Genomic DNA, 26596 nt, shown 5'->3' with positions numbered 1-26596 from the left:
CACAAAAACAGTCAGTCAGTCGTTGAGCAAGCGCCCGTGACGCAGCGCTTCGCGCCCCGCCACCTTGGCCAGCCAGAAACCGGGTTGGGCATAGCGCAGCCGTTCAATGGCAAACAGCACCCCGGATGTACCAGCACATACCGTGCTGACCCGATCGGACACAGGATCAATCACTTCGAAAATCTCGTCGCCCGCCTCGACCCATTCGCCGGGCTTGCGCAGGAAACTCACCACACCCGGGTGCGGCGCCAACAACAACTCAGTGCCTTCGAACGGCATGCCTTCGCACGGTTCGTGCGCCGGGTTCGGCCACTCGCCGGTGATCAGGCCTTGCTCGGCGAGGAACGCGAGAATGCCTTCAGCGTAAGCCTCGGCTTCAACGCGACCGGTGTCAGCCTGACCGCCCAGCTCGATGGTGGTCGCCAGACACGCCAGTGGAATCTGCGCGTCCGGAAACAGCCGTGACAGTCGCAGCCACGGCAGCGAGCACGCTTCGTCAAACGAACTGCCGCCGGAATCTTCCGCCAGCAGACCGACACGCACGTTCAAATGCGCCGCCAGCGAACGCCACTGCGGCCAGTGTTGCGGCAGGGCATACATGTGCAGCGCGGCTTCGGCGTCGCAGTGCAGATCGAGCACCACATCGGCAGTGCAGGCATGGCTAAGCAAGACGCGCTGCATGCCCTGCAACTGGCTGCTCGCTTCTGGCAAAGCTGCGAGATGATCAGCCATCGCCTGACGAATCAGGCGAATGTTGGCGTGGGGATCGTCGCCCAGACTGTCGGCCAGCGCAGCCGCGACCGGCGCGCTCAGCTCGACGAAATCGCGGTTGAAATTCTTGCCGCTGCCGGCCTCGAAACGACCTTGGTGATTGCCTTGCAGCAGCTGACCCAGACCCAGCGGATTGGCCACCGGCACCAGTTCAATCACACCATTGAGCAGGCCTTTGGCTTCGAGCTCGCCGAGGCGTTTCTTCAGTTCCCAAGCGGTGCGCATGCCCGGCAACTCGTCGGCGTGCAGGCTGGACTGGATGTAGGCTTTGCGCTCGCCGCTGCCGAAGCGGAACACTGAAATACGGCGTTCGCTGCCCAGATGACTCCACGGCAATACGTGATCGATGCGTTCCATATCAATGCTTCCGTGGGGCCAGGTAGCCCAGCCAGCGACGCTCGGCCAGTTTGAACAGGCGCACCAGAATGAAGGTCAGGCACAGGTAAAACACGCCGGCGGTGATGTACGCCTCGAACGGCAGATAGTACTGCGCATTGACGGTACGGGCGGCGCCGGTGATGTCGATCAGGGTCACGATGGATGCCAGACTGGTGGTCTGCAGCATCATGATCACTTCGTTGCTGTACTGCGGCAGTGCCCGGCGCAGGGCTGAGGGCAGCAGGATGCGTTTGTACATCTTGAAGCGCGACATGCCCACGGCCTTGGCGGCTTCGATCTCGCCGTTCGGCGTGGCCCGCAGGCTACCGGCAATGATCTCGGCGGTGTAGGCGCTGGTGTTGATCGCAAAGGCAAAACACGCACAGAACGTCGCGCTCGACAGCCATGGCCAGAAAACACTCTCGCGCACGGCTTCGAACTGGGCCAGACCGTAGTAGATCAAAAACAGCTGCACCAGCATCGGTGTGCCGCGAATCACGTAGGTGTAGAGCCAGGCTGAGCCATTGACAACCTTGTTCTTCGAGACGCGCATCAGCCCCAAAGGCAACGCCAGCATCAGACCGAAAAACAGCGACAGCGCGAGCAGTTTGAGCGTGGTCAGCAAGCCGCCGTAGTACAGCGGCAAAGCCTCATAAATGACGTTGTAGTCGAAGATCATAGATCAGCCGCCCTTACGCCTACCGAGTAGCGCTTCTCAAGGTGACGCAATGCCAGCAACGAGACACTGGTAATCACCAGGTACATCGCCGCCACAGCGAGGAAAAAGGTGAAAGGTTCGCGGGTGGCGTCGGCCGCCTGCTTGGCCTTGAACATCATGTCTTGCAGACCGACCACGGAAATCAGCGCGGTGGCCTTGGTCAGTACGAGCCAGTTGTTGGTAAAACCGGGAATCGCCAGGCGAATCATCTGCGGCACCATCACCCGGAAGAACACCTGAAAACTGCTCATGCCATACGCCATGCCCGCTTCGGCCTGACCTTTAGGGATCGCCATAAACGCGCCACGAAAGGTTTCGGACAGGTACGCACCGAAGATGAAACCCAGGGTGCCGATACCGGCGGCCAGCGGATTCAGGTCGATGTAGTCGTCATAACCGAGCATCGGCGCAACGCGATTGAGCAAGTCCTGACCGCCGTAGAAGATCAGCAGAATCAGCACCAGGTCGGGAATGCCACGGATCACCGTGGAATACAGGTCGCCCAGCCAGGCGAGCCAGCGCACCGGCGACAGACGCAGCGCGACACCGATCAGCCCGAGAACGATGGCCAGGGCCATGGACGACAAGGCGAGCTGAAGCGTCAGCCATGCGCCATCGAGGATGACAGCCCCGTAGCCTTTCAACATGATTCAGGTCCTCGAATGTTGGGATGAAAAAATGGCGCAAACCGCAGAGATCCTGTTGCTTGCGCCATTTTGGACGTGTCGTTGCGACGTGTTTACTTGCCGTAAATGTCGAAGTCGAAGTACTTGTCCTGGATTTGCTTGTACTTGCCGTTCTCGCGAATGGCCGCGATGGCGGTGTTGATCTTGTCTTTCAGTGCGTCGCCCTTGCGGGTGGCGATGCCGACGCCGTCGCCGAAGTATTTGACGTCGGTGAATGCTGGACCGACGAACGCGAAGCCTTTGCCGGCGTCGGTTTTCAGGAAGCCGTCATTCAACAGGGTAGCGTCTGCCACGGTACCGTCGAGACGACCGGCAGCCACGTCGAGGTAGATTTCGTTCTGCGAGCCGTATGGTTTGACTTCGGCACCCAGCGGCGCGAGGACTTCGCGGGCGAAACGCTCGTGGATCGAGCCACGCTGCACGCCGATGTTCTTGCCCTTCAACTCGGTCAGGCCTTCGCTGACCTGGGTGCCTTCCTTCATGACCAGGCGAGCCGGGGTGTTGTAGTACTTATTGGTGAAGTCCACGGACTTCTTGCGGTCTTCAGTAATCGACATGGACGACAGGATCGCGTCGATCTTACGCACTTTCAGCGCCGGGATCAGGCCGTCGAACTCTTGCTCGACCCACACGCACTTGACTTTCATTTCTTCGCAGAGGGCATTGCCGATGTCGTAATCGAAACCAACGATGCTGCCGTCCGGCGCTTTGGAAGCGAACGGAGGGTAGGCCGCTTCGATACCAATTTTTACAGGCTTCTCATCGGCGAAGGTCGGCAGGGACAGCACGGACAGTGCCAGGGCGCCAAGCAGCACAAGTTTCTTCATCTTGGGACTCCATCGGTAAAAGGGCAAAAACGGCAGAGTGAGCGAGAGCCCAATATGCGAATGGGTGGTACTGGAAATCGTTGCTGCGTCGCCAGGAAATTTCCCGTTGAAACCGGTGTGAATTTCAACATCAGCCACGACGAGCGAGTGATCGGCATTCTAACGACAGGCCCGAGGCCGATATTTCTTCAATGCGACAACTAATTACAGATGCACCGAGAAACCCGCCCGAGCACATTGACAGCCCTGCAAAATCATGCAAGAGCAAAAGACAGTAAACCGATCAATGTTGCAAATTGCGGGCCTATTATTGGCAAAGCCTTCTAATCCGGCAAGCGCGGGGTTATGTCTTATTTTTTAGCGCAAGGTTTGCAGACCTGAAATGGGGCGTTACGTTTCCCTTCGCCCCGTTGCGGGGCGGCGAGGTTACACATTGTGTTGTTTGAAGATCGGGCGGTAACAGTGGGAATGGACTGTCGGATGAAGTCGATAAATATTGGCTGAATTGCTGTGCCACCTGACAGATCGCCATCGCTGGCAAGCCAGCTCCCACAGTGTTCGGCGGTGAGTCGAGATTTCTCGGGTTCGACACAAAATCGCTGTAGGAGTGAGCCTGCTCGCGATGCGCAAGCGAATCCAACATTTGATTTGGGTGATACACCGCTATCGCGAGCAGGTTCACTCCTACCAATGCCGGCGCCGAATCCAGATTTCAGACCCCGACACAAATCAGTGTGGGAGCTGGCTTGCCAGCGATGGGGCCAGCCCAAGCACCGCAAAACCCTCAGGCACAAAAAAGCCCCGCCCGGCATTACCGGACGAGGCTTCTGATTCACTCAACCCCGCCGCTTACGCGACGTTCATGGTCTTGTGGGTGTCAATCAAATGCTGCACCACACCCGGATCAGCCAAGGTTGAGATATCCCCCAACCCGTCATATTCAGCCGTGGCAATTTTGCGCAGGATCCGTCGCATAATCTTGCCCGACCGCGTCTTCGGCAGCCCCGGCGCCCACTGGATCACGTCCGGCGAAGCAATCGGCCCGATCTCCTTGCGCACCCAGTTCTTCAGCTCAAGACGCAATTGCTCGCTCGGCTCCTCGCCATTTTTCAACGTGACGTAGACATAAATGCCCTGCCCCTTGATGTCGTGCGGCACACCGACCACCGCCGCCTCGGCGACTTTCGGGTGGGCCACCATCGCGCTTTCGATTTCGGCCGTGCCCATGCGGTGGCCGGACACATTGAGCACGTCATCAACGCGACCGGTGATCCAGTAGTAACCATCGGCATCACGACGGGCGCCGTCACCGGTGAAGTACATGCCACGGAAGGTTTTGAAATAGGTGTCGACGAAACGGTCGTGATCGCCATACAGCGTGCGGGCCTGACCTGGCCACGAATCGAGGATCACCAGATTGCCCTCGGCCTCGCCCTCGATGATGTTGCCGAGGTTGTCGACCAGCGCCGGTACCACACCAAAGAACGGACGCGCCGCCGAACCCGGCTTGAGGGCATGAGCACCCGGCAATGGGCTCATCATGTTGCCGCCGGTTTCGGTCTGCCACCAGGTATCGACGATCGGGCAACGGGACTTGCCGACATTCTTGTAGTACCAGTCCCAGGCTTCCGGGTTGATCGGCTCGCCGACCGAACCGAGCAGGCGCAGACTGCTGCCATCGGCGCCTTCAACTGCTGCGTTGCCCGACGCCATCATCGCGCGGATTGCGGTCGGCGCGGTGTAGAGGATGTTGACCTTGTGCTTGTCGACGATCTTCGCCACCCGCGTGATATCAGGGTAGTTCGGCACGCCCTCGAACAGCAGAGTGGTCGCGCCGTTGGCCAGCGGGCCGTAGACGATGTACGAGTGACCAGTGACCCAGCCGACGTCGGCGGTGCACCAGTAGATTTCGCCCGGACGGTAGTCGAACACGCGCTCGTGGGTCATCGCCGCGTACAACAGATAACCGCCGGTGGTGTGCTGCACGCCCTTCGGCTTGCCGGTCGAACCGGAGGTGTACAGGATGAACAGCGCTTCTTCGGCGCCCATCTCTTTCGGCGCGCAAACGGTGCCGGCCACTTTCATCAGGTCTTCGTACCAGATGTCGCGATGCTGGTTCCACTTGATGCCGCCACCGGTGCGCTTGCACACGATGACTTTCTGGATGCTGCTGGTTTCCGGGTTGGTCAGCGCGTCGTCGACGTTGGCCTTGAGCGGGATTTTCTTGCCGGCGCGGATGCCTTCGTCGGCCGTAATCACCACTTTGGAGCGGCAATCGATGATGCGACCGGCCAGGGCTTCCGGCGAGAAACCGCCGAACACCACCGAGTGAATCGCGCCGATCCGGGTGCAGGCCAGCATGGCGACCACGGCTTCGGGGATCATCGGCATATAGATAGTCACCACGTCGCCACGGTGAACGTCCTGGCCGCGCAAGGCGTTGGCGAACTTGCAGACTTCTTCATGCAATTCGCGGTAAGTGATGTTGCGGCTCTCGGAAGGGTCGTCACCTTCCCAGATGATTGCGATCTGATCGCCACGCTCGGCCAGATGACGGTCGAGGCAGTTGTAGGAAACGTTCAGCGTGCCATCGGCGAACCATTTGATGTCGACATGATGATCGTCGAAGGAAGTCTGCTTCACCGTGGTGGCGGGCTTGATCCAGTCGAGACGCTTGGCCTGCTCGCGCCAGAAGCCGTCAGGGTTGACGACCGACTGCTGGTACATGGCTTTGTAGGTCGCCTCGTCAGTCAGCGTATTGGCCAGAACCTCGGGACGAACGGGATACAGAGAAGCCGCACTCATCTTTCTTACCTCGGTGAAATAGTTGTTTTTGTATGACCCCGTTGTAGCCGGGCCGGGCCCATAGAACCATTCGACGATGGTAGTAACAACCCCTGCGCGCGCCCCCGCAGCCCGGGTCTGCCGCAGCTCCTACACGGGATTGTTACCGAATATGCCAAAAGTGTTTATCAAAACTCTGGCTGTTTACCCTCGCCTCACCTCCCTAAAATCTGCCTCGCCGACAAGGCAAGCCGATTAACAACGTTACAGCCCCCACGAAGGCCGTTAATCAAATTCCCAAGCGTTGAAGTTCCACACGCAACCCCAAAAAGGTTGCGTGACCCCACTCGACCTTAAAAAGGTGACTTTGAAATGAAAGCTTTATTAGTTCTGGCCCTCAGCAGCTTGTGCGCAACCGCCATGGCAGACGAGGCGCAGACTGATGTCGCGCAGCAACAACCCGTTGTAGAGGAATACACTTACTCCACCCACCTGGACGTTGCCAAAGTGGTTTCCATGAGCGAAATTCCGAATGTTTGCGAAGTTGTTCCCGCGAAAATGGAATATGACGACTCCAAAGGTCAGCGGCATATTCTGCGGTACAGCGTGATGGGCAACGGCTGCACCAACTGATGATTCCAGACTGCACCGAATTGGACCTTTCAGCGCGTCATTGAAGGTCGATTCCAGCCCGACTTCGGTCGGGCTAAGTTGTGTTTGAAGCCGGCAAAAATGCTTGCAAAACACTAGATGTAGTGAAAAACCGGTTTTTTTGTTCGTTTTTTGAGCAAAATCACATTGGCGAGATTTTTACGAAAAAAAATCTTTCACCGGCAAAGCCCTGTAAACCCTCACTCTCGTCGAAAAACCACCCGCCTCGACCGCTCCATGCGCGGATTCGCCTCAGCACAGCCGTGTTTTTTTCCCTATAATGCCGCCCCATACGGGTCAGCAATATTCCCTTACAGGGATCAAAAGCCATTCTGAAGCCCCGCAACAGCGTTCAACGCTGATTGCGCCCATCAGAGGCTCTCGGAACCCGTCAAAATTTCTGTTTATTTGCCTGCGTGCATCGCTGCAAAAAACGACATCCAACGCGGTCTGTACGACCGTGTGAAAAACCAATCCACCAGGTTTCACACGGGCACAGGCCCTCACGCAGGAGACGACACGTCATGCTGAGCTGGGACGAATTCGACAAAGAAGACAGTGAAGCAGCAGCACCGAAAGGCGCCAACGCCGGCCACGCTGCTGAAGCCAACATGGATCGCCTCGACAACGCCGGCGGCATCGCCGCGCTCGAAGCCCGCGCCGTGACCGCCGACGACTCGGCTGCCGTAGCCCGCGCCAAGGCTGCACTGAATTCCCTCGACGTCGCCGAAGGCCTCGCCGAACTCGAAGGCGCCTCCGCCCGTGTCGCCGTTGACGAAAAGCGCATGATCAACTGCCGCGCCGACCTCAACCAACTCGTGCCATTCAAGTACGACTGGGCCTGGCAGAAATACCTCGACGGCTGCGCAAACCACTGGATGCCGCAAGAAGTCAACATGACCGCCGACATCGCCCTGTGGCGTAACCCGGAAGGCCTGACCGACGACGAGCGCCGCATCGTCATGCGCAACCTCGGCTTCTTCTCCACCGCCGACTCCCTGGTTGCCAACAACCTGGTGCTGGCCGTGTACCGCCTGATCACCAACCCGGAATGCCGCCAGTACATCCTGCGCCAGGCGTTCGAAGAGGCGATCCACACCCACGCCTACCAGTACTGCATCGAATCCCTGGCCATGGATGAAGGCGAAATCTTCAACATGTACCACGAGATCCCATCGGTCGCGAAAAAAGCCGCCTGGGGCCTCAAATACACCCGCTCGATCTCCGATCCGAAATTCGAAACCGGCACCCCGGACACCGACAAAGAGCTGCTGCGCAACCTGATCGCCTACTACTGCGTTCTGGAAGGCATCTTCTTCTACTGCGGCTTCACCCAAATCCTCTCCATGGGCCGCCGCAACAAAATGACCGGCGTCGCCGAGCAGTTCCAATACATCCTGCGCGACGAATCCATGCACCTGAACTTCGGCATCGACGTGATCAACCAGATCAAAATCGAAAACCCGCACCTGTGGGATGCCGAGATGAAGGAAGAAGCGACCCAGATGATCCTGCAAGGCACTCAACTGGAAATCGAATACGCACGGGATACCATGCCTCGCGGCGTATTGGGCATGAACGCGGCGATGATGGAGGACTACCTGAAGTTCATCGCTAACCGTCGTTTGTCGCAGATCGGTTTGAAGGAAGAGTACCCAGGGACGACTAACCCGTTCCCTTGGATGAGCGAGATTATGGACTTGAAGAAAGAGAAGAATTTCTTTGAGACGCGGGTTATTGAGTATCAGACTGGTGGTGCTCTGAGCTGGGACTAATGGTCTCGCTTGGCACGATTTGACGATTGCTGCCTGAGTCGGTGAATCGAGAAAGCAAAAAAGCCCCGATATGATCGGGGCTTTTTTTATGGGCGAGCGGTAATCTTTTTTACGCCTACGTCACAGCGTTCAATCTCCTACAGCACTTACAGTCGCTTCCCATTGAAGCCTGCTACGAGCACTACTAAGCTCCATCACAGGTGCCTAAGAAACGCCCAACGTAGAAAGCTTGGTCAGTGACACAGACGTGTAATTCGTCGGTGGCAACTGCTCTGCTCGTTGGGATTTATTAAGTCCACTCTACGTTGGGGTCAGGCCTCCCAAAATCTAAAACGTAGAGGTCATAGATATGTCTGATCCGCTCCCGGTAATAGTGTTCTCTCGCCACAATCTTTCTCTACATGCCCTTTTACTCGAAAACCAGCCATGGTTCTCCGCCCGCGATGTCGGCCGCTTGATGGGTTTCCATCTGAATGAGCGGGTGGTCAACAAGCTAGATAGCGATCAACGCCGCGTCTTGTGGATTGAGTACTTTCGAGAACCAGAACAGCAGTTGATGCTCAGTGAATCTGGGGTGTACGCGCTGTTGGTCTATCACTATGTTCCGGGGAATCGGTTGTTGCGTGAGTGGCTGACTAATGAGGTAGTGCCGACCTTGCGCGACGCATCAGATTCGGGAGATTCAAATCGGCCAATGCTGAGCTTGTTGGATTGGCCAGAGATGTCGTTGAGTCTGCTGCATTGGCAGGATGAGGGCTGGATTCGGCTGCGGGATATGCCTTATCTGTTGCGGGATCAGACTCAGCGAAGAATCACTATAATTCGACCTTGGTGGCGACGAGTTGCTCAGGCGTTCCAATCTTCGAAGCGCTCAATGAGTTAGGTGACGTGTTTATAGGAGCACTTGCGAGTCCCATACCGACTCTTCGTAAGGAGTTCATGGCAACCAATCAATATCGACCGAGGGTTTGCCCCCTCGGCGTACATATGTGTACGAAAAAGAAAACCCGTGATGGGCATACTCAACCTTCAATTGCTTCCAAGCGAAGCTTCAATCTCTGATTCACCAATGCGCCATGCACTCCAGAGTGAATTTCCCGGTGACAACTTGGACATACAGCTGCCACAAACCGTGGGTGGTCTAAACCGCCATCGGAGAGCCTATTCACATGATGCGGCTCTAAATAGGGTGTGCCATCTTTTTTCAAGAACGGAGCTGGCATCTCACAGCTTTCACATATTCCCTGAGCACGCATCAATACGTAGTACGAGACCTTCCGACTACGCTCATAAATTTTACGCGGGGCGGATTGCACGATTCCATCACTGGCAAGCTTACATGCAGCCAACGCTACCAGCCGCGCAGCAGCCAGAGACTCAGGAAGGTCAGCCTTATCCTCGTCCTCTTTACCAACCTCAATCGTTCCGCCAGAAATACCAACAGGGACTAGTCGAAAAACAATAGCCGCACGATCCTGGCCAGTTACATCCGGTTGAGTCCGCGTGAACATATCAGCACAAGAAAACTCACCCACATAAGCGCAGCCTTTTCCTTTGCCGAGTGACTTAAACAAATGCAGTGCTCGGCCATTCACGGCATGCTCAGCAATAGCGCGGTTGCCACGAGTCAAAGTCATCGTACCTCGCTGCCCTTCGCCCGTGTAAAGGTAGGCGCCGCCGTCCCAACGATCTGCATAACCGTATTGTTCACCGCTATCGCCAGTGAACAAAAAAATCACTGGATAGATAGCTGATGCTGCAATGCCGCTCTGCCGACTACCGCCGAACGGACCATTGATTTCAGTTTTTCGATCGTAAATAGCCTCCGGCGTGAACTGCAACACTAGCTCACCCTCTCCGCGCGGCAACTCCACAACAGTGAAACCTCGCTTCTTAAGGTAACTGTTGGCAGGATGCCCGCCCGAAAACTCGCCTACGGAAATACCAGTCGCCAGAGAGATGATTTTCTTTACTGGATACAGCTCACCTCCAGCGTTAATTGCATAACGATGAGCTTGGTTGTTTTCCCAGTCCCGCCACTCAGGCCTACTCCGAAATTTATGATCAAACTCCAGCATCGCGCTGCCTATTCGTTCCTTCGAGACCGCCTTGATCACCACGAGTACCGCCTTTTGTAGTTAATGGCTGTAGGAAAATTCCTATAGTCTCCAAACTCCAAAAGGGTTTCAATACATGACAGAGCAAAGAGCCACTATTTATAGGTGTTAAAGCGACGTGCTCCCCTAACTCGTTAACACTCCATCTTCTCCTCAAGGATCCGAGCCCCACCATGAAATTCGATCTCGCTTACTGCCTCAGCCTCGATGACAAGTTGTCGATTTATGACGTTCGCGATCTGAATTTTGATGAGACGGTGGCTTTCGATTCCGCCAAGGAACATTTCCAGTGCCCGAACGATGCCTGCCGTTCTGCATTTGATGCCGCGAACGAGTTGGGTACGTTCAACGCGAAAAATGTGAATTACGTGCGCACGCCGCATTTCAAGAATTTGCCGAGCACTCAGCATGTAGCGGGTTGTCCGTATGTGAGTTTGCGAGCTCTGGCGTCGGGCGTTGAGGCGGAAGATGATGGGCGCGAGGAGCATTTTCCTTCGGAGTTGTTGCTGACGCGGCGTGAGTATGTGCGCAAGCCTGCGGTTCCGGCGGGGGCGGCGGATGTGCTGCGCGATGGCGCGGGGCCGGTTAAAGCGGTAACCGCGAAAGCATCATCGCCCCACGAATCGGCGCCCGACAAGACCAGTGTTTTCGCCCATCCCGTGGAGTGTTTTGTTTCGAACTTCGAAGACAAAGAGCTGCTCAAGCGTGTGCCGTTGAAGATCGGCGAGCACACGGCGCCTTACGGGTCGTTCTTCAAGAAGATTGAATATTTGACGGACAACAAAGGGCTGATTTACTGGGGCAAGATCAAGGAGATCAAGGATTACACTCAGAGCTTTCGCATCGATTTCGAGCAAAAGGTCTGGTTCAAGCAGACGGATGAGGCGAAGAAGAAGCCTTACTCGGTGAACGTGTACTTGAGCAAGAAACTGATCGACAACTACCGCAAGCGCAAGGCTTTTCTGGAAGAGATCAAACATGCGATCGACAGTGAGAAAGAGTTGTTCTGCTTCTTCTACGGAGTGACGCCGGAGTTGAAGCAGGTGCCGAGCAAGAAGAACCCCGAGCAAACGTTCGGGGTGTTCAGTGCCAACATCGAGAGTCTGGATCACTTTATTGTGCGGGAAGCACCGGGGTTGGCGTAAAGCGCTTAGTACCTTTCTGCCTGCTGCTTGAACGCGCGGATTTCCAGGTCGGCTTGCTTGCGGCGCGCCAGCGTATTTTGCATACCCGTGTCATCGTGACCACTGTATTGGCGCAGCCAGTGCGCAACCCTTTCTTCATTCGGGTAGAAATGATCTTTTTGCTCTTTCGAACCTTTCACCATGTTATTCGCGCTCAAACATCACGCTGCCGTCGACCCATTGCATGAAGGCGTGTTTGATCGCATCTGCCCTAAGATTCGTGCTTTTTCCAGTCACTTTCACTGATCGACAGACACCCTCCTTTTTCAATGATCGTGTTATCGAGATGCCCGCATCTTAAACACAAGGTTTGCCGTTTCATCCAGTCGCCCGCACGCAGGGAATCGCGCTCGCGGCGCGACTGGCTGTCATCTGAAGGAAAGATTCTTCAAGGCGCGTAAGACCTTTCTGCAAACGCCCGATAGCCGCCAATCTTTTGCTGCGACGTCTGAGTGTGCGCCTCTAAGCTCGCATATCTTCAGCCTTGTGGTTTCAGTTGCAGTCCGGCGCTATCCCAACCTGTGCCGGATAGCCGTCTGTCTGGTTCGGCCGGGCAAACCCGAAAAAATCAAAAATTGCATTTGCTCCAAATCAAAAACAACTGTACAAAAACACAGTACATTTTCAATCAGCACTCTTGAGCCCGGAGCACACCATGGCCTCTCTTGCGATGAACCTCATCCTCGAACGTATTGCCCTCTTCCAGTTCACCCCGACCCACTGCGCCCAGGCGCGGATCATGTTGGGCTGGAGCATTGAACAACTGTCGCGTGAAGCCGGCGTTTCGGTGGAAGACATCCAGCGATTTGAAGCGCAACGCGAGGTGGCGGATGCGACGCGTCTGGCGCTGGCGTATCGGTTTGAGGCGCAGGGATTGGTTTTCTTCCCGGGGTTTGCGCCGGGGCGTAGTGCGAGTGGAAAGGATACGGGGCAGGCGTTGGTGGGGCACAGCGACTATGCAATGGCCGAATGAGGAATCAAAACCTGATTGAAATCAACGTAAGCCCAAGGAAGCGTTTATCAGGATTTAGAGTTTGCGAATGTTCACGATATGCAAACCAAATCCGGGCTCGTGATCAAACTGGCTTCATCGATAGAAACCAGAAAAATCAGTGAAGCGGAAGCAGCACAAAGCCTCGAAGTCTCTCTTGAAACTGGACGATATTCTTCGAGGAAGATTTTGTGACGTGCCGGCCTCATCGTTGATGAGAAAGAAACTCTGAATCAATCTGTTCGCCTCAACAGTGAACAGATTCAGAGCTTTCAGGCTTCTTGGGCAACCACCTCCCCCTCTGCTTCCAACCCCAGCCACCAAGCCTCGCCGCGCTGCGGTTGCGCCAGATGAAACGCCTCGCCCATTTGCGGCGTGGTGATCGCAACATTGCGCTCCCAGGCCAGGGCGAGGATGCGGTCGAAGGGTTCATGCCAGGCGTGCATGGCCAGGTCGAAAGTGCCGTTGTGGATCGGGAGCAGCCAGCGGCCCTTGAGGTCGAGGTGGGCTTGCAGGGTTTCTTCGGGTTGCATGTGCACGTGGGGCCATTCGACGTTATAGGCGCCGGTTTCCATCAGGGTCAGGTCGAATGGGCCGTATTGTTCGCCGATGCGCTTGAAGCCGTCGAAGTAACCGGTGTCACCGCTGAAGAAGATTCGCGTGTCGCCATTGATCATCACCCACGATGCCCAGAGGGTGCTGTTACCGTCAAACAGGCCTCGGCCGGAAAAGTGTTGTGACGGTGTAGCGATAAAGCGGATACCTTCAACTTCAGTACCTTGCCACCAGTCGAACTGGCGAACTTTGACAGCATCGATGCCCCACTTGATCAGCGTGTCGCCGACGCCCAGCGGGGTCAGGAAGTAGTTCGTTTTATCGGCCAGTTTAAGCACAGCCCCGTAATCGAGGTGATCGTAGTGGTTGTGCGACAAGATCACCGCTTCGATCGGCGGTAATTCGTCGATACTGATTGGCGGCTGGTGGAATCGTTTCGGACCGGCCCATTGCACTGGCGAGGCGCGTTCGGCAAAGACCGGGTCGGTGATCCAGAATTTGTCCTGCATCTTCAATAGCAGGGTCGAATGGCCGAGGCGATAAACACTGTGGTTAGGCGCAGCCATCAGGTCAGCCAACGTCAGCTTTTGTACTGGAATCGCTGCGGTCGGCCGGGTGCTTTGCGGTTTGTGGAAGATCATGTTCCACATGATGCGCAAGGTCTTGCGAAAACCTTCACGCTTCACGGGTGCATGGTTGCGAAACAGCCCCTGAGCCTGGCGGGATGCTTCAGGCGTAGTGTTGTTGTCCGCAGAAGAAATTGAATTGGCCATAACTGAGAAACTCCAGAAAACCGCGCAATTCACGGCTTCCATGGTTGGACGATAAAGGGCCAAGGCACGCACGCATCAGCCGGACATTCTGCTTTTAAGCTTCCCCGGTTAAGGAAAGATTACACTCGACGGTGTAGTTTCGTAGGTTGCATCAAAGCCGATGACAAGTAAACTGCCAAGTGTAATTCCTATCCTCTTCTGCCGAAGTTCATTTATGACAGCTCCACAGCGCCTCACCGACCGCAAACGCGAAGCCATTATTCAGGCGGCGATTGCCGAATTCCGGGTCAACGGGTTCGAGGTCACCAGCATGGACAAGATCGCGGCCAAGGCCTGCGTGTCGAAGCGCACTGTGTACAACCACTTTCCGAGCAAGGAAGAATTGTTCGCCGAAATTCTTAATCAGCTATGGACGCGAATCACTGCCGAGCAAGCGGCGCCCTATGAGCCAGAACAACCGCTGCGCGAACAACTGCGACGAATCCTGCTGGCGAAGCTGCAAATGATGTCCGACGACAACTTTCTGGTGCTGGCAAGAGTGGCGATTGCCGCCACAATCCATTCCCCGGAACGTGCTCAAAATATGGTCGAGCGCATGAGCGAGCGCGAAGAAGGCCTGACCGTCTGGATTCGCGCGGCACAAGCGGACAAGCGCCTCAAAGCCGTGGATCCGGCGTTCGCCGCACATCAGTTGCAAGGCTTGCTCAAGTCGTTCGGGTTCTGGCCACAGATCTCCATGGGCCAGGCGCCGCTTGATGCTGACAGGCAAATCTCGGTCGCAGAGTCCGCCATGGACATGTTTTTGACGTGCTATCAGCTCTAATCCGCCAGCTCTGGCGTGCCAGCCCACGGTAAATGGCTCAGAAGGACACTGATCATTCCCGCTGGAATAAATGACAATGTCCGCCAATGACCGACGACCGGTCAGTCTGATTAGAACACTGCAAAGTGTTTCAGAATGAATCTGGCGCAAAAACCTTATGGATAACCAACGGGGCAAAGGCTTGTCATTCGCCCGGCGCATTTACTTGCCCCGGACCATTGGGCTGGCTATCGGCTTCTTCAGCGTTGCCGCCGCGCTGGACCCGTTAAATCCGCCGCCGTGGATCTGGGTGTTGCTGCTGTTCAACGGGTTTCTCTGGCCGCACCTGGCGTTTCAATGGTCGATTCGTTCGGCATTTCCCTATCGCGCCGAGCGTCGTAACTTGCTGTACGACTCGGTGTTAGGCGGTTTCTGGGCGGCATGTTTTCAGTTCAATCCGCTAACCACCGTGACCATTTTGTCGATGATGACCATGAACAATGTCTCGGCCGGTGGTCAACGGTTGTTCTTGTTCGGTGCCCTCGCGCAATTGATCGGCATACTGCTGGGCTGGTCGATATTCGGCGTGCATTTCACCGCCACCACCTCGCAACTGCAGATTTGGGCCTGCTTGCCCATGCTCACGCTGTATCCACTGGCACTGGGTCTGGTGTGTTATCGGCTGGCGATCAAACTCGCCGAACACAAACGCGCGCTCAGCGCCTTGAGTCGCACCGACAGCCTGACCGGGCTGCTCAACCACGGCGCCTGGAAAGATCTGCTGCATCTGAAATTCAAGCAATGCCGCGAACACAACATCCAGTCCACGCTGGCCCTGATTGACATCGACCACTTCAAAATCATCAATGACAGTTACGGGCACATTGTCGGTGACACGGTGCTGCGCGAAATGAGCCACGAGCTCAAACACCTGCTTGATGACGGCGAACTCGCCGGACGTTATGGCGGTGACGAATTCTGCGTGGTGCTACAAAATCTGCCATTGCACGAAGCCGAGGCGCGAATGGAACAACTGCGCCAAACGTTGCTTCAATATCGCCACCCTGCAATACCGAACCTGCGGGTCAGCTTGAGCATCGGCATTGCGCGCTATCAAATTTCTTATACCGACGCGCTGGCTTGGCTGGACGACGCCGACAAGGCGCTCTACACCGCCAAACACACGGGGCGCAACACTGTCAGCGTCGCGGTGACTCGTCCAATGCTGAAAAATGCCAACCCGTCCAACGCCTGAAAACTTATACAACACAATGAAAAAATCGATTTCTTGTACAAGTTTGTAGAGTTTTGTATAAGTAGCGTACTGCCAGCAACCGGACTGATGGCTTTGAGCATGTCTATGCCGAACGCCATCCGTGCATTCGGTCGGCCGGCGCGGGAATAGGGACAGACATCCTCGGTTTTCCCTATTTTCCAGAGACTTCATGCATGTTTTTCAACCGTCACAAATCCGCCCTCGCCGATCTCCAGCAGTCCCTTTTTCAACAAACCGGCCTGCTGGATGCCATTGACCGCTCCATGGCCGTGATCGAATTTGATCTCGAAGGCGTGGTGTTACGTGCCAATGACAACTTCCTGAAGACCTTGGGTCACTCGCCGGAACAGGTGATCGGCCAGCCCCATCGCCGTTTTTGCACGCCGGAGTTTGCTCGCAGCACTCAGTACACCGACTTGTGGTCACGCTTGAAAAGCGGCCAGTTCCAGTCCGGTACTTTCGAACGCGTCGACAGCGAAGGCCGGCCGATCTGGCTTCAGGCCAGTTACAACCCGATCAAGGATGCATCGGGACGCGTGGTGAAAGTGGTCAAGTACGCCATGGACGTCACGGTGAAGATGCAGCAGGAAAGCGAGGCCAACGCCAAGTTGCACGCGATCGATCGGGCGATGGCGGTGATTGAATTCGATCTCGACGGCAAAGTTCTTACAGCAAACCAGAATTTCCTGACGCGGATGGGTTACACGCTGGCCGAACTTAAAGGTAAACATCACCGTTTGTTCTGCACCGGCGAACTGGTCAACAGCGCCGCTTACCAGGACTTCTGGCGCCGACTCAATCAGGGCGAGTTTTTTCACGGTCAGTTCGAGCGTGTCGACAAACACGGCCGCACGGTGTGGCTCGAAGCCAACTACAACCCGGTGTATGACGCCGCCGGGCGCTTGTGCAAAGTGGTGAAATTCGCCTCGGACGTCACCGCCCGAGTCGAGCAACATGAGCAAGATGCCCGAAGCGCCAGTGCGGCCTATCACATCTCGGTGGAAACCCGGAAAGTCGCCGAACACGGCACGCAGGTGATCCAGCAAGCCGCCCGCGAGATGCGCGAAATTGCCCACGACATCGCCGACTCGTCCAACCTGATCGCGCAACTGGGCGAGCGCTCCGAGCAAATCACTGCCATCGTCAATACCATCCGTGCGATTGCCGATCAGACCAATCTGCTCGCGCTCAACGCCGCCATTGAAGCCGCCCGCGCCGGTGAACAAGGACGCGGTTTTGCCGTGGTGGCTGACGAAGTGCGGCAACTGGCGGCGCGCACCAGCGGCTCGACTGCGGAGATTTCCAACATGATCGGGCTGATCCAGAGCGAAACCCGCCAGGCGATCAAGAGCATGGACGGCACTCGTGGCCGTGCGGCCGAAGGTGTTCAACTGGCGGATCAAGCGGGAACGGTTATTTTGCAGATTCGCGACGGCGCCAGTGAGGCGGTACAAGCGGTGAGCATGTTCGCCAATGAGCGAGCGCCGGGCTGAGGTTTGATGTCACTTGGGAACCGAGTTGTTGCCTTCGCGGGCAAGCAAACTGCGAATCGCCACAATTTCCGGCACTTCGCGCTTGTGCATATACGCCCGCAGCGGTTCGGTGATGTTGATCCGGTCGTCGATGTTTTGATCCAGCAGCAACTGGATCAGCTCGCGTTTGAGCGTCATCGTGTGTTCCGTCGCCGGTGCCCAGACGAATTCGCTGGCAGGGATGATGCCGTCATCCGCAACGTCCATGCCGAAAGAGTCTTCGCTGAAACGCACGATGAATTGGCCGGTCTTGCGGTTGAGGCCGACGAAGCCTTTGAGTGCGTCGGCCGCCTGGCAAATGAGTTCGGATGTGATGCGCATGGTAACCCTCACGAAAGTAATCGATGGTCTACACGCGAAGGCCGGTGAATGGCACGCCCTCTGCCGGAGCGGTTGCCGTGGCGCAGCGGACTGCAAACGAGAGCACAAACGCGTGGGAAATTTCGCTTTCAATACGTTTATGTCGGTCTCGCGATAGCACGCAATCGCTGCAGTTGTTAAAAGGGATGTCTTTGAAAATGTCAGCGAAAGGATCTCGATCATGCCCGCCACCTTCACCCGCAGTGTTCTGTTGCTCAGCATGGCGCTCGGCCTCGGCCAGGCACATGCCGCCAGCGCGATCAGCCCCGACAACTTGTCTGCGGCCAATGGCATCCCGCACCCGGCGGTGATCGCCCACCGTGGTGCTTCCTTTGACGCGCCCGAATCCACGGCCGCGTCTTACAAACTGGCCCGTGATCTGGGCGCCGATTACCTGGAAATGGATCTGCAACGCAGCAAGGACGGCGTACTGTTCGCCCTGCATGACGACACCCTGCTGCGCACCACTGATGTGGCGAGCAAATTCCCCGAGCGTAAAGACAGTCCGGCCAATGAGTTCACCATGGCCGAACTGAAAACGCTGGACGCCGGGAGCTGGTTCAATGCCGCGTATCCCGAGCGTGCGCGGCCATCCTATGTCGGGCTGAAAATCCTGACCCTGACCGAGATCATGGACATCGCTCAGGCAAATCCCCTGCACAAGCCCGGTCTGTACATCGAAACCAAAGAGCCGAAACAGTTTCCCGGGATCGAACGAGACCTCAAGGAGAAACTCCAGGATCACGGCTGGCTGAGCCCGGCGGGTCCAAAGCTGGCAAAAAGTGAACTCGCTGTCGGTCAGGGCAAAGGCCGGGTGATCCTGCAAACCTTTGAGAAGAGCAGCCTCGAGTTGCTGCAAAAAGAAATGCCGCAGGTGCCGAAAATTCTTCTGCTGTGGGTTGGCGAGGGCAGCATCGAGCCAAAATCGAAGGTGAAATTCGCCGACTCTGGCGAGAAGGACAAAGCCACCTTCTATGCGAAGCAAGAACCGAAATCCAAAGCTGAATTCCAGCAATGGGTCGAATACGCCAAAGCCCAAGGCGCCATCGGCACCGGCCCTTCGGCGGCGCTGACCCACGGCGGCGACCAGAGTTACTCGGATCTGGTGCAGCCGTGGATGAACCAGTTCACCCACGATCAGGGTTTGCTGGTGCACGTCTACACCATCGATGAGCCAGTGGATTATCAAAAGGTCATGGACGCCGGTGTCGACGGGATTTTCACCAACCGCGCCAGCGAGTTGTTGAAATTCTTTAAACGTCCGGCGGCGGCGAGTGTGGATCAGGTGTTGCGCAATAACGGGTTCTGAATGCTTGTGTAGGAGCAGCCTTCGGCAACGCCTACACATAAATCGATCACACCCAGTCACAGGGTACGCAGCGTTTTGCGAGGCAGGGATTTTTAAGGGTGAATTAAGTTGCGCTGGTTAATCTGGCCCCACTTAAACGAAACAAACCAAGGAAAGCCACCCATGAAAACATTGACTGCCCTGTTCACCGCCGCTGCTCTTACCCTCACCGCCGGTCTGGCCCAGGCTGACGTGCGGGTCGACCAGATTCCTCAATTGGTCAAGGAAGGCAAGATCAAGCCACTGGAAGAAATGAACCAGGCTGCCCTGAAGTTGCACCCGGGCGCGACCATCACTGACACTGACCTGGACAACCATTTCGACGGCTACGAATACGAAGTTGAATTGCGCGCCGCCGACGGCAAAGAGTTCGACGTGGACTTCGACGCCGCCACCGGCAAAGTGTTGAGCAACAAGCAAGACACCTGACACCGACCTTTTAAAAGCCGTACGATCTTCGGATCGTGCGGCTTTTTTGCGTTTTGGCGTGGGGAAATCGTTTCAGTCCCGCATGCAGACGCGCCAAATCCGCGTCGGCCCGCTAGTATTGCCGGGGTTCAATCAACGAGTGCAGAGAAACCAGCGATGGGCGCAGATCAAGCAGTAGTAGCAGATATCGCCACCATCGGTCGCATCAGTGCCGTTCCGGCCATGCTTCAGGTGGTTCAGGAATTGACCGGTTTGCGCTTCGCCGCCGTGGCACGGGTCACCGAAGACTCCTGGACAGCCTGCGCGGTGCTTGACCGACTGAATATCGGTCTGCAGGTCGGCGGCGAACTGGAGGTCTCCAGCACGCTGTGTCATGAAGTTCGCGCCCATCATGTCTCGGTGCTGATCGACAAGGCCAGTGACGACCCGCTCTATCGCGATCACCACACACCGCGCCTTTACCAGTTCGAAAGCTATATTTCGGTGCCAGTGTTCCGCACCGACGGGCGTTTTTTCGGCACGATTTGCGCGCTCGATCCGACACCCGCCGAACTCAAGTCCAGCAGCATCCGGGTCACGCTGGAATCTTTTGCACGACTGCTTGCCCTGCAGATCGAAGCAGAAGAAAACCAGCAGCGTGCCGAATCCGAGTTGCAGGCCGAACTGGATACCAGTGTGCTGCGCGAACAGTTCATCGCCGTCCTCGGGCATGATTTGCGCAACCCGTTGTTCGCCATCAGCGCCGGCGCCGAAATGCTGTTGCGCAAAAACCCCGAACCGCCCATTGCGGCGCGTCTTACGCAGATTCTCGGCAGCGCCCGCCGCGCGACCCGACTGGTGGACGACGTGCTGGATTTCGCTCGCGGCCGTCAGGGCAAGGGCATTCCGCTGCGTCTGCAAACCTGCACCGATGTGCGCTCCGTGCTCGAACAGGTGGTGGGCGAAATCCAGAGTGTGCATCCCGGCGTGATTATCGACACGCGCCTGGATGATTTGCCTGAACTGCATTGCGACCGTGAGCGACTGGGGCAATTGTTGTCCAACCTGCTGGCCAACGCCGTGGCTCATGGAGAGCCGGGCGGCACGGTCGAAGTGCGCGCCACCATCGACCACGAGCAATTCGTGCTGACCGTCAAGAACGAGGGACAGATCGCCGACAGCGCCCTGCCCTTTCTGTTTCAGCCGTACTCGCGACCGGCACAGGGCGAAACACCCAGGGCCGGCCTAGGACTGGGGTTGTACATTGCCAGCCAGATCGCCAAATCCCACGGCGGCACGCTCGAAGCCACCTCGGATGCGCAGAACGGCACAGTCTTCATCTTCCACCTGCCGATTGCCTGAGCACCTACAGAGGTCTGTGTACGCACTCGGTATCCGAATCGGTACACCGTCCGCGCGTCAGGCGCCCAAGCGCGCAGTGACTTCGTTCAACGCACCCGACAGGCCATGCAGATTCTGGCTGGCGGTTTCGGTTCGTTGCACGTTGTCGAGGTTGGTGCTCGCAATCGCGGTGATCTCGGTGAGGTTGCGCGAGATGTCTTCGGCCACAGACGTTTGTTCTTCAGCGGCGGTGGCGATCTGACGATTCATGTCGCGAATCGCTTCGACTGCATGGGTAATACGTTCGAGCATGGCGCCCGCCTGAGTCACTTGCTTGACGCTTTCATCGCTACGCGATTGACCGCTTTCGATGGCCTGCGCCGCGTCTATCGCACCGGTCTGCACGGTCTGGATGATCTGATTGATTTCGATAATCGAGGCCGCCGTGCGCTGCGCCAGGCTGCGCACTTCATCGGCGACCACGGCAAAACCGCGGCCGGCCTCACCGGCACGCGCCGCTTCGATGGCAGCGTTGAGCGCGAGCAAGTTAGTCTGTTCGGCGATGCCGCGAATCACTTCGAGCACTTTGCCGATGCGGCCACTGTCAGCTTCGAGACGACGAATCACGCTGGCGGTATTGGCGATTTCGCCGCGCATTTGGGTGATGGTGTGGATAGTGCCCTGCATGACTTTTTCGCCTTGCTGAGCGGACTGATCGGCATCGTCGGCCGCCCGCGCGGCATCAGCGGCATGGCGCGCGACTTCCTGGGCAGTAGCGGACATTTCGTTCATTGCGGTAGCCACCTGATCGGTGCGGCTGAATTGCTCGGTGGTGCCACCGGCCATCAGGCTGGCAATCGATTGCAATTCGCCGCTGGCGCTATCAAGGTCTGAGGCGCTGCGCTGCAAGCGGTTAAACGTTTCAGAGAGAAAATCGCGCAGGGTATTGGCCGCGGCGGCCAGATTGCCCAGCTCGTCACGACGATGGCTGACCACGCGATCGGCGAAGCGGCCACGGCTCAGTTGCGTGACGTAGTCGATCAGCTTGTGGATCGGGTCGACCAGATTGCGGTTGACCAGCCACAGGCTCAGCAGACCGATCAGCAGGCCCGACGCGAGCATGACCAGCAACCCCAGCAACACCGTGCGGTCGGCGTCGGCACTGATGACGGCCGATTGTTCGGTGCCTAGCTTGCGCAGTTCGACGACCAGTTCGCTCATTTGGTCGCTGGCGGCACGATCCATGCCCTTGACCGCCGCGTCGCCGGCCGCCGCATCACCACCGGCCGCCACAAAGGCGTCGCGCCCTTTCTGGTAAGCGGCACCGAGCAAACGGTGTTCTTCGCGCAAGCGTTCGATGCGTGTCTTGAGCCCCGCGTCGATGCCTTTCTGGCTCGCCAGTTCGCTCAAAATTCCCTGCACATCGCGCTGACGATCTTCGAACAGGCCCCAGTATTTGGCCAGGTCGGACGGTAGCTTGCCACGCAGCAGGACGTTCTTCCATTCCTGAACCTGCACTTTGAATTGCAGGTTCGCTTCATCGATCAATTGCGACGTGTGCAGAGGGCCGGCGATCAATTGACTGTAGTTTTGCACGCCGTTGGAGAGGAAGTGAAAACAGGCCAGCGCGATCAACAGCATCGCCAGCAGGCTACCGCTGAGCAGGGCCAGTATTTGGGCTCTCAAGGATTTTTGCAGAGACATCGCAAGGTACTCGTAACAGGGATGAGACACGCCGTACTGGGGCGTGAAATAGGCCGGACTTCCCTGTCGACGAACCGCGGCCATCGGCCAACGGCGCGCAACGTAACTTAAGGGTGATCGGCCTTACGGAGCGGTTCTTGAAGATAATCCGACCACCGGTAAGTTATTGATTTGAGGTCATTTTGCCGTCACAAAAAGTTCATTCTTCTTTTTACAAGGCGAACGCGGCTGCCGAGGTGGATTCGGCGTTGCTGGAGGTGGTCAATGACGTGGTGTTTAACCTCAGCAGCAGGGCGTCTGCGGACGTGTCGATACTGTGGGTGTGCGTGCGCCGCGAACTGATTGTGGGCTCGGCACCATGGTCGGCTGGAAGCGCGTGCCCGGTGTAGCTCCTACAACGGAATCATCAGGGGCTGGAGCGGATGACGTCGGTCAGCCAGTCCATGAACGCCCGCACCCGTAGCGGCAGGTGGCGCTGCCGGGCGTACAACAAGGAAACCTCCAGGGCCGGCGCGTTGAATTGCGGCAAGACCTTCACAAGGTCGCCGCGATCCAGATGCACTTGCATCCCCCGGCGTGGCGCCTGGATCAGGCCGAATCCGCCCAGGCACGCCGCTTCGTAGGCGTCGGTATTGTTCACCGTTACGCTGCCGGCCATCGGCACCCGATGTACTCGTCCGTCGTGCTCATAGACAAAACCTTCCGAACGCGCGCCCAGCACACCGACGTAATGCACGAGCCGATGCTGCGTCAGGTCTTCGAGGCTGTGTGGCACGCCATAGCGTTCGAGATACGCCGGGCTCGCGCAGTTGACCATCACGAAGTCGCACAGATGCCGCGCCACCACCGTCTGATCCGGCTGCGCGCCGACCCGCAACACGCAATCGAAACCCTCGCCGAGCAAATCAACACGGCGATCCGTACTGCTGATTTCCAATTCAAGGTTTGGATGCCGAGCCATGAACGTCGGCAGACGCGGCATCACCACTTGCCGCGCCAGGATGTTGGGCAAGTCGATGCGGATGCGCCCGGTCAACGAGGCTTCGTCCTGATGAAACAAACCCTCGATCTCGTCCATGTGCGACAGCAAATTCTTGCTGCGCTCGTACAGCACCAGACCGTCCTGAGTCGCCTGAACCTTGCGCGTGGTGCGCTGCAACAGGCGCGTGCCAAGCAGCGCTTCGAGTGCCTGCACATGCTCGGACACAGTGGAACGCGGCAAGCCGAGGTCTTCCCCGGCGAGGGTGAAACTCGACAATTCGCTGACCCTCACGAACGTGCGCAGCAGTTCCAGTTTGTTCATGGCTGACCTTCTGATTGTTCGGACTGACCGACAAGTGATTCCGATCCAGGCCTGTTTATCACCCTGTAGCGGATAAATAGACTTTGCTCCATCGACATTCATCGCTCAAGAGGGAACACCATGAACCGCAAAATCGCACTGATCACCGGCGCCAGCCGTGGCCTCGGCAAAAACGCTGCCCTGCACCTCGCGGCACAAGGCGTGGACATCGTCGGCACCTACAACAGTCGCGCTGATGAAGCGCAGGCGCTGGTCAGCGAACTTGAAAAACTCGGCGCCCGGGCCGTGATGCTGCAATTGGATGTGGGCCGCAGCGAAACCTTCGATGATTTCGGCAGGCAGGTCGAACACGCGTTGCAGACGTCTTTTGGCCAGTCGCGTTTTGATTTCTTGATCAACAATGCCGGAGTCGGACTGCATGTGCCGTTCGCCGAAACCACGGTGGAGCAATTCGACATGCTGGTGAACGTGCATTTCAAAGGGCCGTTTTTCCTCACTCAACAACTGTTGCCGCTGCTCAATGACGGTGGGCGCATCGTCAACGTCTCCAGCGGCCTCGCCCGTTTCAGTCTGCCGGGCGCGAGCGCCTATGCGGCGATGAAAGGCGCGATGGAAGTGCTGACGCGTTATCAGGCCAAGGAGTTGGGTGCGCGGCAGATCACCGTGAATATTCTTGCGCCGGGGGCGATCGAAACGGATTTTGGTGGCGGCAGCGTGCGGGACAATGCGGCGGTGAATGCGATGGTTGCCGACAACACGGCGCTGGGACGTGCCGGGCAGCCGGATGATATTGGCGGGGCGCTGGCATTGCTGCTGAGCCCCGGGGCGAACTGGATTAACGGTCAGCGCATTGAGGCTTCGGGCGGGATGTTCCTCTAAAGCAACAGGTCAAAAGATCGCAGCCTGCGGCAGCGCCTACAGGGGGGATGTGGGGGCTGCGGTGATGCGCTCGCGAATGACGTCGTAGCCCCAGTGATACGCGTAGGTGTACGGCAGGAAAAACAGCAAGATGCCGATATCCAGCAAAAACGCCTGCCACAGACTGATCGACAACCACCACGCCACCAACGGCACGCCGAGAACGATCAGTCCGCCTTCGAACAGCAGCGCATGCACACCACGAATCCAGGCGTTACGCTCGATGTTCCAGTGTTTGAGTAATCGGTCGAACGCGCTGTTGAACACCACGTTCCAGGCCAGCGCCAACACAGCAATGGCGACGGTCGCCACGCCCATGTCGAGAAGCGGCTTGTCCATGATCCACGCCAGCAGCGGCGTACAGATAACCACGGCCAACAGTTCGAAACCGATGGCCTGGAGAACACGTTCAGTGATGGTCTTGTGAGCGGTCATGGCCGATCTCCTGAGTAACGATGGTTGCCATCATCCGGCCTCGCACCGATACTTCAAAACCAATAACCATCGATCAGGGCGATAGTTCATGGCCTCTCACGAAGTGTTGCTGGCGTTTGTTCAGGCGGCGACTCAAGGCTCATTTTCGGCGGCGGCGCGCAAGCTAGGGCGCAGTCAGTCGACCATCAGCGCGGCGGTGGCGAGCCTTGAGATCGATCTGGATCTGATCCTGTTCGACCGCAGCAGCCGCAAACCGAGCCTCACCCCGGCCGGTCACGTCATGCTGCAACGGGCCGAGGCGATCCTCGCGGCGACCAGTCGTCTGGACATGACCGCCCGGCAACTGGCCCAAGGTGTCGAACCGAAGCTGACCGTGGCGATTTCCGACACGTATCAGTCCGACCGTTTCGAAGCGGCGCTGGTGGGTTTCGAGCAGCGTTACCCGGATCTCGAACTTGAATGCCTGATCGCCGAATGCGATGACCTGGTGTCCCTGGTACAACGCGGTCGGGCCCATCTGGCGTTCGCTGAACTGCGAAGCAGCTACCCGCCGGATCTCGCCACGTCGACCGTCGACGAACGCACCGAGATCGCGCTGTTTGTGTCCAAAGATCATCCACTGACGACCTTGCGATTCATCGATCAACAGGTGCTGGAGCAACATCGGGAGTTGCGTCTGGCGACTATCGTCAATCCTTATGACAGTCGGGCCAAGGGTCGCGTGTGGTCGGCGCCGAGTTATCTGATGCTGTTGGAAATGGCCGAAAAGGGATTCGGCTGGGCGCCTTTGCCGCGTTGGCTGGTGGGACGTTTCGGCACCGGTACACTGGTCGAAATCAAAGTCCGTGGCTGGCCAAAACCGGTGTTCGTCGATGCATTGTGGTCACGGCTGTATCCGCCGGGGCCGGCGGGAAGTTGGCTACTCAGCAAAATGCTTGAATGAAAAACCCTGTAGGTGC

General features: G+C 57.3%; 25 protein-coding genes and 3 pseudogenes. 15 read left to right on the top strand and 13 right to left on the bottom strand.

Annotated elements, in window-relative coordinates; translation table 11 throughout:
* Window positions 1-15: 15 nt before the first annotated feature.
* From GIW69_RS02450 to acs, 5 genes are all read right to left on the bottom strand, one after another.
* The gene (locus tag GIW69_RS02450; protein ID WP_236480548.1) at window positions 16-1128 is read right to left on the bottom strand and encodes a M14 family metallopeptidase; all 1113 of its coding nucleotides are present in this window, start codon (window positions 1126-1128) and stop codon (window positions 16-18) included.
* Between the two features lies 1 nt (window position 1129).
* Complete coding sequence (locus tag GIW69_RS02445; RefSeq protein WP_236480547.1) at window positions 1130-1828, bottom strand: ABC transporter permease; 699 nt, start codon at window positions 1826-1828, stop codon at window positions 1130-1132.
* Window positions 1825-2514, bottom strand: coding sequence for an ABC transporter permease (locus tag GIW69_RS02440; RefSeq protein WP_016773583.1), 690 nt, complete (start codon window positions 2512-2514; stop codon window positions 1825-1827). The genes GIW69_RS02445 and GIW69_RS02440 overlap by 4 nt, the downstream gene beginning before the upstream one ends.
* A gap of 92 nt (window positions 2515-2606) precedes the next feature.
* The gene (locus tag GIW69_RS02435; protein ID WP_236480546.1) at window positions 2607-3380 is read right to left on the bottom strand and encodes an ABC transporter substrate-binding protein; all 774 of its coding nucleotides are present in this window, start codon (window positions 3378-3380) and stop codon (window positions 2607-2609) included.
* A gap of 849 nt (window positions 3381-4229) precedes the next feature.
* Window positions 4230-6185, bottom strand: a complete 1956-nt coding sequence (gene acs, locus GIW69_RS02430) for an acetate--CoA ligase (protein ID WP_236480545.1) — start codon at window positions 6183-6185, stop codon at window positions 4230-4232.
* A gap of 351 nt (window positions 6186-6536) precedes the next feature.
* Here acs and GIW69_RS02425 point away from each other — a divergent pair, with 351 nt between their 5' ends.
* From GIW69_RS02425 to GIW69_RS02415, 3 genes are all read left to right on the top strand, one after another.
* Window positions 6537-6797: a DUF2790 domain-containing protein gene (locus GIW69_RS02425; RefSeq protein WP_236480544.1), complete on the top strand. Its 261-nt coding sequence runs from the start codon at window positions 6537-6539 to the stop codon at window positions 6795-6797.
* Window positions 6798-7339: 542 nt separating this feature from the next.
* A complete protein-coding gene (locus GIW69_RS02420) occupies window positions 7340-8590 on the top strand; it encodes a ribonucleotide-diphosphate reductase subunit beta (protein WP_236480543.1) in 1251 nt (416 codons plus the stop codon).
* A gap of 349 nt (window positions 8591-8939) precedes the next feature.
* A complete protein-coding gene (locus tag GIW69_RS02415) occupies window positions 8940-9473 on the top strand; it encodes a BRO-N domain-containing protein (protein WP_236480542.1) in 534 nt (177 codons plus the stop codon).
* Window positions 9474-9612: 139 nt separating this feature from the next.
* On the opposite strand, the gene GIW69_RS02410 is transcribed toward GIW69_RS02415, so the two are convergent.
* A complete protein-coding gene (locus GIW69_RS02410) occupies window positions 9613-10710 on the bottom strand; it encodes an HNH endonuclease signature motif containing protein (protein ID WP_236480541.1) in 1098 nt (365 codons plus the stop codon).
* Window positions 10711-10880: 170 nt separating this feature from the next.
* Between GIW69_RS02410 and GIW69_RS02405 the strand changes: the two genes are divergently transcribed.
* Window positions 10881-11852, top strand: coding sequence for a hypothetical protein (locus GIW69_RS02405; protein ID WP_236480540.1), 972 nt, complete (start codon window positions 10881-10883; stop codon window positions 11850-11852).
* Between the two features lie 5 nt (window positions 11853-11857).
* Here GIW69_RS02405 and GIW69_RS02400 read toward each other — a convergent pair whose 3' ends face one another.
* Entirely contained in the window at window positions 11858-12034 is a 177-nt protein-coding gene (locus tag GIW69_RS02400; protein WP_236480539.1) for a hypothetical protein, read from the bottom strand.
* A 512-nt stretch (window positions 12035-12546) separates the two neighbouring features.
* On the opposite strand from GIW69_RS02400, the gene GIW69_RS02395 reads away from it, so the two are divergent.
* Complete coding sequence (locus tag GIW69_RS02395; protein ID WP_236480538.1) at window positions 12547-12864, top strand: DUF3071 domain-containing protein; 318 nt, start codon at window positions 12547-12549, stop codon at window positions 12862-12864.
* Between the two features lie 290 nt (window positions 12865-13154).
* Here GIW69_RS02395 and GIW69_RS02390 read toward each other — a convergent pair whose 3' ends face one another.
* The gene (locus GIW69_RS02390; RefSeq protein ID WP_236480537.1) at window positions 13155-14210 is read right to left on the bottom strand and encodes an MBL fold metallo-hydrolase; all 1056 of its coding nucleotides are present in this window, start codon (window positions 14208-14210) and stop codon (window positions 13155-13157) included.
* 214 nt (window positions 14211-14424) lie between these two features.
* On the opposite strand from GIW69_RS02390, the gene GIW69_RS02385 reads away from it, so the two are divergent.
* The 4 genes and pseudogenes from GIW69_RS02385 (at window position 14425) to GIW69_RS26315 (ending at window position 17781) form a co-directional block, all read left to right on the top strand.
* The gene (locus GIW69_RS02385; protein WP_236480536.1) at window positions 14425-15033 is read left to right on the top strand and encodes a TetR/AcrR family transcriptional regulator; all 609 of its coding nucleotides are present in this window, start codon (window positions 14425-14427) and stop codon (window positions 15031-15033) included.
* A gap of 157 nt (window positions 15034-15190) precedes the next feature.
* Window positions 15191-16267: a diguanylate cyclase gene (locus GIW69_RS02380; protein ID WP_236480535.1), complete on the top strand. Its 1077-nt coding sequence runs from the start codon at window positions 15191-15193 to the stop codon at window positions 16265-16267.
* Between the two features lie 194 nt (window positions 16268-16461).
* A pseudogene (locus tag GIW69_RS26320) lies at window positions 16462-17235 on the top strand (PAS domain-containing protein); the annotation flags it as partial.
* 51 nt (window positions 17236-17286) lie between these two features.
* Window positions 17287-17781 carry a methyl-accepting chemotaxis protein gene (locus tag GIW69_RS26315; RefSeq protein WP_496570889.1) on the top strand — a complete coding sequence of 165 codons (495 nt, stop codon included), beginning with the start codon at window positions 17287-17289 and terminating at the stop codon, window positions 17779-17781.
* Between the two features lie 9 nt (window positions 17782-17790).
* Here GIW69_RS26315 and GIW69_RS02370 read toward each other — a convergent pair whose 3' ends face one another.
* Entirely contained in the window at window positions 17791-18141 is a 351-nt protein-coding gene (locus tag GIW69_RS02370; protein WP_236480533.1) for a DUF2025 family protein, read from the bottom strand.
* Between the two features lie 220 nt (window positions 18142-18361).
* On the opposite strand from GIW69_RS02370, the gene GIW69_RS02365 reads away from it, so the two are divergent.
* The 3 genes from GIW69_RS02365 (at window position 18362) to GIW69_RS02355 (ending at window position 21298) form a co-directional block, all read left to right on the top strand.
* Window positions 18362-19489, top strand: a complete 1128-nt coding sequence (locus GIW69_RS02365) for a glycerophosphodiester phosphodiesterase (RefSeq protein ID WP_236480532.1) — start codon at window positions 18362-18364, stop codon at window positions 19487-19489.
* Window positions 19490-19651: 162 nt separating this feature from the next.
* Window positions 19652-19957 carry a PepSY domain-containing protein gene (locus tag GIW69_RS02360; RefSeq protein ID WP_236480531.1) on the top strand — a complete coding sequence of 102 codons (306 nt, stop codon included), beginning with the start codon at window positions 19652-19654 and terminating at the stop codon, window positions 19955-19957.
* 156 nt (window positions 19958-20113) lie between these two features.
* Window positions 20114-21298 carry a GAF domain-containing sensor histidine kinase gene (locus GIW69_RS02355; RefSeq protein WP_236480530.1) on the top strand — a complete coding sequence of 395 codons (1185 nt, stop codon included), beginning with the start codon at window positions 20114-20116 and terminating at the stop codon, window positions 21296-21298.
* 57 nt (window positions 21299-21355) lie between these two features.
* Here the strand turns inward: GIW69_RS02355 and GIW69_RS26310 are convergent, their stop codons facing one another.
* Together GIW69_RS26310 and GIW69_RS26305 are read right to left on the bottom strand one after the other, a co-directional pair.
* Complete coding sequence (locus GIW69_RS26310; RefSeq protein ID WP_496570888.1) at window positions 21356-22060, bottom strand: methyl-accepting chemotaxis protein; 705 nt, start codon at window positions 22058-22060, stop codon at window positions 21356-21358.
* A 228-nt stretch (window positions 22061-22288) separates the two neighbouring features.
* Window positions 22289-22399 (bottom strand): annotated as a pseudogene (locus GIW69_RS26305) (hypothetical protein); the annotation flags it as partial.
* An 818-nt stretch (window positions 22400-23217) separates the two neighbouring features.
* Here GIW69_RS26305 and GIW69_RS02345 point away from each other — a divergent pair.
* Window positions 23218-23334 (top strand): annotated as a pseudogene (locus tag GIW69_RS02345) (magnesium transporter CorA); the annotation flags it as partial.
* 53 nt (window positions 23335-23387) lie between these two features.
* On the opposite strand, the gene GIW69_RS02340 reads toward GIW69_RS02345, so the two are convergent.
* Window positions 23388-24284 (bottom strand): LysR family transcriptional regulator, encoded by an 897-nt coding sequence (locus GIW69_RS02340; RefSeq protein WP_236480528.1) that lies wholly within the window; start codon window positions 24282-24284, stop codon window positions 23388-23390.
* A 120-nt stretch (window positions 24285-24404) separates the two neighbouring features.
* Between GIW69_RS02340 and GIW69_RS02335 the strand changes: the two genes are divergently transcribed.
* On the top strand, window positions 24405-25163 hold the full coding sequence (locus GIW69_RS02335) for an SDR family oxidoreductase (protein ID WP_236480527.1): 759 nt from the start codon (window positions 24405-24407) through the stop codon (window positions 25161-25163).
* Between the two features lie 36 nt (window positions 25164-25199).
* On the opposite strand, the gene GIW69_RS02330 is transcribed toward GIW69_RS02335, so the two are convergent.
* Window positions 25200-25637, bottom strand: a complete 438-nt coding sequence (locus tag GIW69_RS02330) for a multidrug/biocide efflux PACE transporter (RefSeq protein WP_236480526.1) — start codon at window positions 25635-25637, stop codon at window positions 25200-25202.
* Window positions 25638-25725: 88 nt separating this feature from the next.
* Between GIW69_RS02330 and GIW69_RS02325 the strand changes: the two genes are divergently transcribed.
* The gene (locus tag GIW69_RS02325) at window positions 25726-26580 is read left to right on the top strand and encodes a LysR family transcriptional regulator (protein ID WP_236480525.1); all 855 of its coding nucleotides are present in this window, start codon (window positions 25726-25728) and stop codon (window positions 26578-26580) included.
* Window positions 26581-26596 lie beyond the last annotated feature (16 nt).

Source organism: Pseudomonas syringae (assembly GCF_021605415.1).
Lineage (GTDB): Bacteria > Pseudomonadota > Gammaproteobacteria > Pseudomonadales > Pseudomonadaceae > Aquipseudomonas > Aquipseudomonas syringae_S.
This window is presented reverse-complemented; position numbering and strand designations above follow the sequence as displayed.